Here is a 9,941-nt window from a genome sequence, read left to right as displayed (position 1 = left end):
GGGGGTTACTTCTCCTCGGTGACGCGGGTGTGGGTGACGGCAGGTTCCATGCCACCGAGCAGCAGGTACAGCACGGCCATCCGGATGGAGACGCCGTTGGCGACCTGCTCGACGACGGTGCAGCGCTCGGAGTCGGCGACCTCGGCGGTGATCTCCATGCCGCGCACCATCGGGCCGGGGTGCATCACGATGGCGTGCTCGGGCATCTTCGCCATGCGGTCGGCGTCGAGGCCGTAGCGCCGGGAGTACTCGCGCTCGGTGGGGAAGAAGGCGGCGTTCATGCGCTCGCGCTGGACGCGCAGCATCATCACCGCGTCGGACTTGGGAAGCGTGCTGTCGAGGTCGTACGACACCTCGCAGGGCCAGGTCTCGACGCCGACCGGGACGAGGGTGGGCGGGGCGACCAGGGTGACCTCGGCGCCCAGGGTGTGCAGCAGGTCGACGTTGGAGCGGGCGACGCGGCTGTGCAGGATGTCGCCGACGATCGTGATGCGCCTGCCGGACAGGTCGTGGCCGAGTCCGGCCTCCCGGCCGACCAGCCGGCGGCGCATGGTGAAGGCGTCCAGGAGGGACTGGGTGGGGTGCTGGTGGGTGCCGTCGCCGGCATTGATGACGGCGGCGTCGATCCAGCCGGAGTTGGCGAGGCGGTAGGGGGCTCCGGAGGCGCCGTGCCGGATGACGACGGCGTCGACGCCCATCGCCTCCAGGGTCTGGGCGGTGTCCTTGAGGGACTCGCCCTTGGACACGCTCGATCCCTTGGCGGAGAAGTTGATCACATCGGCGGACAGGCGCTTCTCGGCGGCCTCGAAGGAGATCCGGGTGCGCGTGGAGTCCTCGAAGAAGAGGTTGACGACGGTACGGCCGCGCAGGGTCGGCAGTTTCTTGATGGGCCGGTCCGCGACCCGGGCCATCTCCTCGGCGGTGTCGAGGATCAGGACGGCGTCGTCGCGGGTGAGATCGGCGGCCGAGATGAGATGACGCTGCATCTTTCAGGCTCCGTGGCTGGGCGTTTCAGGGGGAACGGGGGGGGCCGGGCGTGCCCCGCGGGAGGGCAGGGCGCGGCGAGGCCCCGGCAGAGGCGGCCGGGCAGGCGTCAGGGGGCGCTGTGCCGCGTCCCGGGGCGCCGTGCGGGCATGCGGGCGCGCGGGAGCGCGCGGGCACGTCTCTGGGGGCGTGAGCCGGGGTGCTGCGGCTACGGGCGGCGGGCGCCCTGGGCGGTCCGCTTGGCGCCGAGCAGCACGGTGTCGCGGCCGTCCTCCTCGTCGAGCAGGACCTTGACCGTCTCCCGCAGCGACGTGGGGAGGTTCTTGCCGACGTAGTCGGCCCGGATGGGCAGTTCGCGGTGGCCCCGGTCGACGAGGACCGCGAGCTGGACCGCGCGGGGGCGCCCGATGTCGTTCAGGGCGTCGAGGGCGGCGCGGATGGTGCGGCCCGAGAAGAGCACGTCGTCGACGAGGACGACCAGGCGGCCGTCGATGCCGTCGGCGGGGATGTCCGTGCGGGCCAGCGCGCGCGGCGGCTGCATCCGCAGATCGTCGCGGTACATGGTGATGTCGAGGGAGCCCACCGGGATCTTCTGTCCGGTGACCTGTTCGAGCTTGGCGGCGAGCCGCTGGGCGAGGAAGACGCCGCGGGTCGGGATGCCGAGGAGCACCACGTCGTCGGCGCCCTTGGCGCGTTCGACGATCTCGTGGGCGATGCGGGTGAGCACCCGCGCGATGTCGGGGGCTTCGAGGACCGGCCGGGCGTCGGGCGCGGCGGCCTGATCGTCCTGCTGGGTCTGTTCGGACTGCTCGTACTGTTCGTCCATGGGGACGGACCTCCTTCTCCGCCTCACTGGACGGACGTTAAAGGACGCCGGATGTGCGCCGCCCACGGTAGCAGCCCCAGGTGGGAGCGCGGTTCACCCCCTTGGCGCAACCGGTCATCACTGCCACGGAAGCGTCGGTGTGGCCCGTTCGGCTTGACGCAGCGGAGTCACGCTGCGTAACCTCACACTGAGTTACCAGCCGCGCGGACTGGAAACACGGCCAGCCGCGTCGACAGTGTCCGGGAGCCTTATGTCCAGCGAATACGCCAAACAGCTCGGGGCCAAGCTCCGGGCCATCCGCACCCAGCAGGGCCTTTCCCTCCACGGTGTCGAGGAGAAGTCCCAGGGTCGTTGGAAGGCCGTCGTGGTCGGTTCGTACGAGCGCGGGGACCGCGCCGTCACCGTGCAGCGTCTTGCCGAACTGGCGGATTTCTACGGCGTTCCGGTGCAGGAGCTGCTGCCTGGCACCACCCCCGGAGGGGCCGCCGAGCCGCCGCCGAAGCTGGTTCTGGACCTGGAGCGGCTGGCCCATGTGCCGGTCGAGAAGGCGGGCCCGCTCCAGCGCTACGCGGCGACGATCCAGTCCCAGCGCGGTGACTACAACGGCAAGGTGCTGTCGATCCGCCAGGACGACCTGCGCACCCTGGCCGTCATCTACGACCAGTCGCCCTCGGTCCTCACCGAGCAGCTGATCAGTTGGGGAGTGCTGGACGCGGACGCACGCCGCGCGGTCGCGAGCCACGAGGAGGGCTGACCGCCCCGGCCGCCCGGCCGGGGACGCAGAAACGTACCGCCGGGGTGGCCGGAAACCGATTCGGTTTCCGGCCACCCCGGCGGTTTGCGTATGCCCTCCGTGATGCGACGCGGCTCACTCCCGCCGGCGGGCCACGTGAGGAACGTCACACAGCGGAGTCGGTCGCCGGGTCAGTCCCGGCGCAGCGAGGGCTTGAGGTCCTTCAGACGGGCGAGCAGGCCGTTGACGAACGACGGCGACTCCTCCGTGGAGAACTCCTTCGCCAGCTGCACCATCTCGTCGAGGACGACGGCGTCCGGCGTCCCGTCGACCCAGATCAGCTCATAGGCCCCGAGCCGCAGGATGTTGCGGTCGACGACCGGCATCCGGTCGAGCGTCCAGCCGACCGAGTACTGCGCGATCAGCTCGTCGATGCGGTTCGCGTGTACCGCGTAGCCCTCGACGAGTTGCATCGTGTACTCGCTCACCGGTGGCTGCCGGTCGTCCGTCCGGGAGAGCCGGATCCAGTCCGCGAGGACCGTCAGGACGTCGGCTCCGCGCTGGTCGCCCTCGAAGAGGATCTGGAAGGCACGCTTGCGGGCCGTGTTGCGGGCAGCCACGGTTAGCTGTTCACCCGGCCGAGGTAGTCGCTGGTACGGGTGTCGACCTTGATCTTCTCACCGGTGGTGATGAAGAGCGGGACCTGGATCTGGTAGCCGGTCTCCAGCGTGGCGGGCTTGGTACCACCGGTGGAGCGGTCGCCCTGGAGGCCCGGCTCGGTCTCCGCGATGGTCAGCTCGACCGCGGCGGGCAGCTCGACGAACAGCACCTCGTTCTCGTGCTGGGCGACGACGGCCGTGAAGCCCTCGATCAGGAAGTTGGCGGCGTCACCGACGGCCTTCGGGTCGATGTGCAGCTGGTCGTACGTCTCCATGTCCATGAAGACGAAGTACTCGCCGTCCTTGTACGAGAACTGCATGTCCCGCTTGTCGACGGTGGCCGTCTCGACCTTGACACCGGCGTTGAAGGTCTTGTCGACGACCTTGCCGGAGAGCACGTTCTTGAGCTTGGTGCGCACGAAGGCCGGGCCCTTGCCGGGCTTGACGTGCTGGAACTCGACGACGGACCAGAGCTGGCCGCCTTCGAGCTTGAGCACCAGGCCGTTCTTGAGGTCGTTCGTGGAAGCCACGGTTGCGGAATCTCCTGGACTGACGTGGACGACCCCGGGGCACGCACCTTGCCAGGTCCTGTCGTCAAATTCCCGTCGTCCGCCCGGAGGGCGGGCCACGCGGCGTCTGGTGCGTGCGATCGCAAGGCGCCGGAGCGCCCTCGTGGCGGAGCCACGTGGGCGATTCGGCAACGCAGCGAGCGTGCGTGCCAGGCGTCGCGCGGCAGACGGGAATTTGACGACAGGGCCTAGAGTGCGAGCAGCTCCTTGGTCGTGATGGTGAGTAGCTCGGGTCCGCCGTCCGCCTCGGGGCGCACGACGAGCGTGTCATCGATCCGGACACCACCCCGGCCCGGGAGGTGGACCCCCGGTTCGACGGTGACCGGCACGCAAGCGTCCAGTTTACCCATGGCTGCGGGGGCAAGCTGCGGGTCCTCGTCGATTTCGAGTCCGACCCCGTGCCCGGTGTGTGGCGCCAGGCCCTCGATGTGCCCGGCGGAGCGCAGCACCTGCCGTGCGGCCTGGTCGACATCGCGGCAGGCGACGCCGGGGACCAGGCTCTCGCGTCCGGCGCGCTGGGCGGCGAAGACCAGGTCGTACAGCTCGATCTGCCAGTCGGCGGGCGTGGTGCCGATGACGAAGGTGCGGCCGATCTCGCTGCGGTAGCCGCGGTAGGCCGCGCCGAGGCAGACGGACAGGAAGTCGCCCTCCTCGACCCGCCGGTCGGTGGGCCGGTGGCCGGGGCGGCCGGCGTTGGGCCCGGTGGCCACGGAGGTGGCGAAGGCGGGGCCGTCGGCGCCGTGGTCGACGAGCCGGCGTTCCAGTTCCAGGGCGAGATGGCGCTCGGTGCGGCCGACGAGGATCGACTCCAGCAGTTCGCCGAGCGCCTGGTCGGCGATCTCGGCGCCGATGCGCAGACAGGAGATCTCCTCCTCGTCCTTCACCACCCTGAGGTGTTCGACCATTCCGCCCAGGTCGGCCAGGCGCAGCCGGGGGGCGACCGAGCGGATCGCGCGGTACCGGTCGACGGTGAGGTGGTGCTCCTCGACGGCGAGACCGTCGGTGCCGAGGGCCGCCGCGAGATCGGCGCCCGCCACCGCGGGGTCGCCGCCGGGCGACGGCAGGACCTGGACGCGGACCGCCTCGTCGGGGCGGCCGTCCCCGGCGCGTTCGTCCGGGGTGCGGGGGCACAGCAGGGTGTCGTCGTGGGGGCCGAGCAGCAGGACGCCGCCGCACGGGGCCGCGCCCGCGAGATAGCGCACATTGGCGGGACGGGAGATCAGCACGGACGCGCTGCCGGCCGCGTGGCAGCGTTCCCTCAGGCGAGCCCGGCGGCCCGCGTACACCTCGGACATGAGACGAGCCTAGGAGCGGTGGGCGTTTTGTGCCGGTTGGGGTGGTTGTGCGGGTGACGGCCGGGGAACGGGGCGGCACAGACGGCGGGTGGTGCGGCAACCAGGCGGGCGGGCGGTGCCGCTACCAGGCGGGCGGGCTCGCGATCGAGCGGGCCAGCACCTCGTCCAGCACCCGGGCGGTGGCGGGCACGTCGAGCTGGGAGTTGTCGATGATCGGCAGGCCCGAGCCGTACCAGCCGGCCATCCGGCCGTGGATCCGGGCGACCTCCTCGTCGGTGAGGCGGCGGTTGCCGGAGCGCTCGGCGTTGCGCTCCAGGACGACCTCCAGGCCGGGGAGCAGCACGACGGGCAGCAGCCCGGGGCCGACATGGCGCTTCCAGCCGCCGAGGCCGACGACCGGGCGGTCCGGGAAGACCGCGTCGTCGAGGATGCACGAGATGCCGTTGGCGAGGAAGTTGCGCGCGGCGAAGCCGCAGGTGCGGCGGGCCAGGCGGTACTGCGCCTCCGAGTTGTCGTTCCAGCCGGACTGGGGGTCGGCGAAACCGGAGCGGACCCATTCGCGGACGTCGTCGAGGCTGATGTGCGCGGTGGGCACGCGGCGGTGCTCCGCCCAGAACTTGGCGACGCTCGTCTTGCCCGCACCGGCGGGGCCGATGAGCAGGACGGCGAGGGTCGTGGTGGTCGGATCGGGGGTGGCGGTGGCCGGGGGCGCGCTGGGCATGGCGACCGGGCCGCCGGGCGGCAGCGGTACATGGCCGGTGGCGTCGCGGTGCGGCGGGGCCGGTACACGGTGCGGCGCGGGGGGATGCGGGATCTGGGGGTGCGGGATCTGGGGGTGGGGGGCGGACGGCACGGGGCCCGAGGGGACGCCGGTGAAGCGGGGTGCCGGGGCCTGGGGCGGGGGCGGCGGAGGCACGGGACCCGGGTGACCGCCCGGGTGCTGCTGGCCGGGGTGGTGTGCGCCGTGCGGCCAGCCGGCGGCCGCTCCGTGCCCCGGCTGATGGGGCGGCGGCAGCGGAGAACCCACGGCGTCCTGCATCCGGTGCCACTCCGTCTCGTTCTTCTGGGGCTCGGTCCACCGGCGGTGGGCCCGGCTGCGGAACCCGAACCAGGACCCCGCTCGCTACCGAACGGTACCGTCCCACACCGCCGTTTGGTGAAACGGCCATGGGCCCCTCGAAGTGCCCGATACGGCCCGACGAACCTGCCGAACGGGATCTTCGGGGGCGTACTGCCTCGGGTGTACGAGCCTCAGCGCGCCGCCTGCGTGGGCTGCACCGCCCAGCCGTACCCGCCCGACACACCCTCCGCGGGGAACCCCGGCCCCCCGGGAGCTCACCGCCCCAACCGCATGAAGGCCAACGCCCAGCCCCCAAACCGCCCGAACGGCTCCGGCGGCCCGGAACCCACCCCCGGCCGCACGGTGCTCAGGCCGCAGCAGCCCGATGGCCGGACGCCGGCCGCCTGGGCCCGACGGCCCCAACTGTCCTGAGCCCGCACCCCCGTAGCCGCGCCGGGCCGACAGCCCCGCCCCTCGGAACCCCGGCCACAAATGCCTCACGGCTCTGACCCACCGGAGCCCGCCCAGGACACACACTGTGCCGACGTCCGCAGCGGCCCGACACAAACTCCTTGCCGCTTGAGCCCGGCGGCCCCAACTGTCCGAAGCCCGCACCCCCGTAGCCGTACCGGGCCAGCGGCCCCGGCCCCTCAAAACCTCAGCCACACGGGCCTCACGGCTCTGACCCACCGGAGCCCGCCCAGGACCGTAGTGTGCTGCGATCCGCAGGGACCCGAATCCGCACCCACCGCCGCCGCAGCCTGACGGTTCCGACCACCCGGGGCCGGGATTACGGCATCCGTCTGGCCGACACGGGTGGCCCTGCCCTCTTCGGACCCGGGCCCTCCGGCCGTCCGGAGCCGCCCCCGCCCCGCAGGCGCCCTACTCCCCCACCTCGCCGTACGCGGCCAGCAGTACCGCCGGGTCCGGGCCCTCCAGGACCGTCGGTTTGGCCAGGCCGTCCAGGACGATGAAGCGCAGGAGGTCGCCGCGGGACTTCTTGTCGACCTTCATCGTCTGGACCAGCTTGGGCCACTGGTCGTGGCGGTAGTGCAGCGGGAGGCCCACCGCTTCGAGGACGGTGCGGTGGCGGTCGGCGGTCGCGTCGTCCAACCGCCCGGCGAGGCGGCCGAGTTCGGCGGCGAAGTGCATGCCGACGGCGACCGCGGCTCCGTGCCGCCACGTGTAGCGCTCGTTCTTCTCGATGGCGTGGGCCAGGGTGTGGCCGTAGTTGAGGATCTCGCGCAGGCCCGACTCCCTGAGGTCGGCGGAGACCACCTCGGCCTTGACCCGGATCGACCGCTCGATCAGCTCCGCGGTGTGCGGTCCGGCCGGGGTGCGGGCGGCCTGCGGGTCGGACTCGATGAGGTCCAGGATCACAGGGTCGGAGATGAAACCGGCCTTGATGATCTCGGCGAGCCCGGAGACATAGTCGTTGACCGGCAGCGACTCCAGCGCGGCCAGGTCGCACAGCACACCGGCCGGGGGGTGGAAGGCGCCGACGAGGTTCTTGCCCTCGGCGGTGTTGATGCCGGTCTTGCCGCCGACCGCGGCGTCCACCATGGCGAGGACGGTGGTGGGAACCGCGATCCAGCGCACCCCGCGCAGCCAGGTCGCGGCCACGAAACCGGCCAGGTCGGTGGTGGCTCCGCCGCCTACACCGACGACGGCGTCGGAGCGGGTGAACCCGGACTGGCCGAGCACCTTCCAGCAGTAGGCGGCGACCTCGGCGGTCTTGGCCTCCTCGGCGTTGGGCACCTGGATGGCGACCGCCTCGTAGCCCTGTCCGGCGAGGTCGGCGCGCAGCGCCTCCCCGGTCTCGGCGAGCGCCTCGGGGTGGATCACGGCGACCCGCTTGGCCCTGGGTCCGATCAGTCCGGGGAGTTCGCCCAGAAGCTGACGGCCGACCAGGACCTCGTACGGCTCGCTGCCCGCCGACCCACCGACCTGGATCCGCGTCACCGTCTCGCTCATGCTTCCTTCAACTCCAGTGCGTCCAGCGCTGCTCGGGTGACCTCTTCGGGGGTGCGGCCGTCGGTCGCGACGACCGCGGTGGCGACATCCTCATAGAGGTGCCGCCGTGCCTCCATCAGTTCGCGCCACTGCTTGCGCGGGTTGAGGGTGAGCAGCGGGCGCGCCACGTTGAGGCCGGTGCGCTTCACGGCCTCCTCGATGTCCATCGAGAGGTACACCACGCGGTGCGCGGCGAGCAGTGCGCGGGTGTCGGCATCGAGGATCGCGCCGCCGCCCAGCGCGAGCACGCCGGGGTGCTCGGTGAGCGCGCGGGTCACAGCCTGCTTCTCGAAGGCCCGGAAGGCGGGCTCGCCCTCGTCCAGGAAGATCTCGGCGATGGTGCGGCCCTGCTCGGCCACGATGTCGTCGTCGGTGTCCCGGAAGCCGGTCCCCAGCCGCTCGGCGAGCAGCCGGCCGACGGTGGACTTGCCGACGCCCATGGGGCCGACCAGCACCACCTGCGGGCCGCTCACCGGATCGCCAGGTTCTCGAGGTACGAGCCGACGTTACGGCGGGTCTCGGTCACGGAGTCGCCGCCGAACTTCTCCGCCACGGCGTCCGCGAGGACCAGCGCGACCATCGCCTCGGCGACGATCCCGGCGGCCGGCACGGCGCACACGTCGGAGCGCTGGTGGTGCGCCTGGGCGGGCTCGCCGGTGACCACGTCCACGGTCCGCAGGGCCTTCGGCACGGTCGCGATCGGCTTCATCGCGGCCCGCACCCGCAGCAGCTCGCCGGTGCTCAGACCGCCCTCGGTGCCGCCGGAGCGGCCCGACGCGCGCTTGATGCCGTCCTCGCCGGGGACGATCTCGTCGTGCGCCTTGGAGCCGGGCACCCGGGCCAGGCCGAAACCGTCGCCGACCTCGACGCCCTTGATGGCCTGGATGCCCATGAGCGCGGCGGCGAGCCGGGCGTCCAGCCGCCGGTCCCAGTGCACATGCGAGCCGAGCCCGACCGGGACGCCGTAGGCCAGGACCTCGACGACACCGCCGAGGGTGTCGCCGTCCTTGTGGGCCTGGTCGATCTCCGCGACCATCGCCTTCGACGCGTCAGCGTCCAGGCAGCGCACCGGGTCTGCGTCGAGCCGCTCGACGTCGGCCGGGGTGGGGTAGACGCCGTAGGGCGCCTTGGCGGAGGCCAGCTCGACGACGTGCGAGACGATCTCGATGCCCGCGGTCTCCTTCAGATACGACCGCGCGATCGCGCCGAGCGCCACCCGGGCCGCGGTCTCCCGGGCGGAGGCCCGCTCCAGGATGGGCCGGGCCTCGTCGAAGCCGTACTTCTGCATACCGGCCAGGTCGGCGTGGCCGGGCCGGGGCCGGGTCAGCGGGGCGTTGCGGGCGAGGCTGGCCAGCACCTCGGGGTCGACCGGGTCGGCCGCCATGACCTGCTCCCACTTCGGCCACTCGGTGTTGCCCACCATGACCGCCACCGGGGAGCCCATCGTCAGGCCGTGCCGGACGCCGCCCAGCAACGTGACCTCGTCACGCTCGAACTTCATACGGGCACCGCGGCCGTAGCCGAGCCGGCGCCTGGCCAGATGGTCCGCCACCAGCTCCGTGGTGACCGGCACACCGGCGGGCAGTCCCTCCAGTGTCGCCACCAGTGCGGGTCCGTGGGACTCTCCCGCCGTCAGCCAACGCAACCTGCTCAACGGTGCTCCTCATGCTCGCGCCTCGACCTGCGGCTGGCGCGACCGGCTGCGCGGCACCGGCCCGCCGTCTCCGATCCTCCCACGTCCACTCCCCCGTCCGGGGGTCGGTCCAGAAAGCGGACGGGCTGGAGGACGGACCGGAGGAAAG

General features: G+C 72.2%; 10 protein-coding genes. 1 reads left to right on the top strand and 9 read right to left on the bottom strand.

All coding sequences use genetic code 11. The features are described from left to right. Positions 1 to 5 precede the first annotated feature (5 nt). Positions 6 to 986 (bottom strand): aspartate carbamoyltransferase catalytic subunit, encoded by a 981-nt coding sequence (locus ACSYGN_RS33785; RefSeq protein ID WP_460402427.1) that lies wholly within the window; start codon positions 984 to 986, stop codon positions 6 to 8. Positions 987 to 1,192: 206 nt separating this feature from the next. Then, entirely contained in the window at positions 1,193 to 1,810 is a 618-nt protein-coding gene (gene pyrR / locus ACSYGN_RS33780; RefSeq protein ID WP_460402425.1) for a bifunctional pyr operon transcriptional regulator/uracil phosphoribosyltransferase PyrR, read from the bottom strand. A gap of 250 nt (positions 1,811 to 2,060) precedes the next feature. Here pyrR and bldD point away from each other — a divergent pair, with 250 nt between their 5' ends. Then, the gene (gene bldD, locus ACSYGN_RS33775) at positions 2,061 to 2,564 is read left to right on the top strand and encodes a transcriptional regulator BldD (protein WP_460402423.1); all 504 of its coding nucleotides are present in this window, start codon (positions 2,061 to 2,063) and stop codon (positions 2,562 to 2,564) included. 170 nt (positions 2,565 to 2,734) lie between these two features. On the opposite strand, the gene nusB is transcribed toward bldD, so the two are convergent. The 7 genes from nusB to aroC form a co-directional block, all read right to left on the bottom strand. Then, positions 2,735 to 3,163, bottom strand: coding sequence for a transcription antitermination factor NusB (gene nusB / locus ACSYGN_RS33770; RefSeq protein WP_460402421.1), 429 nt, complete (start codon positions 3,161 to 3,163; stop codon positions 2,735 to 2,737). A 2-nt stretch (positions 3,164 to 3,165) separates the two neighbouring features. Then, positions 3,166 to 3,732, bottom strand: a complete 567-nt coding sequence (efp, locus tag ACSYGN_RS33765) for an elongation factor P (RefSeq protein WP_360964832.1) — start codon at positions 3,730 to 3,732, stop codon at positions 3,166 to 3,168. 227 nt (positions 3,733 to 3,959) lie between these two features. Continuing rightward, positions 3,960 to 5,066: an aminopeptidase P family protein gene (locus ACSYGN_RS33760; protein WP_460402418.1), complete on the bottom strand. Its 1,107-nt coding sequence runs from the start codon at positions 5,064 to 5,066 to the stop codon at positions 3,960 to 3,962. Between the two features lie 121 nt (positions 5,067 to 5,187). After that, positions 5,188 to 6,105 (bottom strand): Pro-rich N-terminal domain-containing protein, encoded by a 918-nt coding sequence (locus ACSYGN_RS33755; protein WP_460402416.1) that lies wholly within the window; start codon positions 6,103 to 6,105, stop codon positions 5,188 to 5,190. A gap of 903 nt (positions 6,106 to 7,008) precedes the next feature. Next, positions 7,009 to 8,100 (bottom strand): 3-dehydroquinate synthase, encoded by a 1,092-nt coding sequence (gene aroB / locus ACSYGN_RS33750; protein WP_460402414.1) that lies wholly within the window; start codon positions 8,098 to 8,100, stop codon positions 7,009 to 7,011. Then, positions 8,097 to 8,612, bottom strand: coding sequence for a shikimate kinase (locus tag ACSYGN_RS33745; RefSeq protein WP_460402412.1), 516 nt, complete (start codon positions 8,610 to 8,612; stop codon positions 8,097 to 8,099). The genes aroB and ACSYGN_RS33745 overlap by 4 nt, the downstream gene beginning before the upstream one ends. Further along, positions 8,609 to 9,793 carry a chorismate synthase gene (gene aroC, locus ACSYGN_RS33740; protein WP_460402410.1) on the bottom strand — a complete coding sequence of 395 codons (1,185 nt, stop codon included), beginning with the start codon at positions 9,791 to 9,793 and terminating at the stop codon, positions 8,609 to 8,611. The genes ACSYGN_RS33745 and aroC overlap by 4 nt, the downstream gene beginning before the upstream one ends. Between the last annotated feature and the right edge of the window lie 148 nt (positions 9,794 to 9,941).

It is taken from the genome of Streptomyces sp. YIM S03343 (assembly GCF_054729195.1).
Note: the sequence above shows the minus strand (reverse complement) of the source record. Positions and strands in the feature narration are given on the sequence as shown.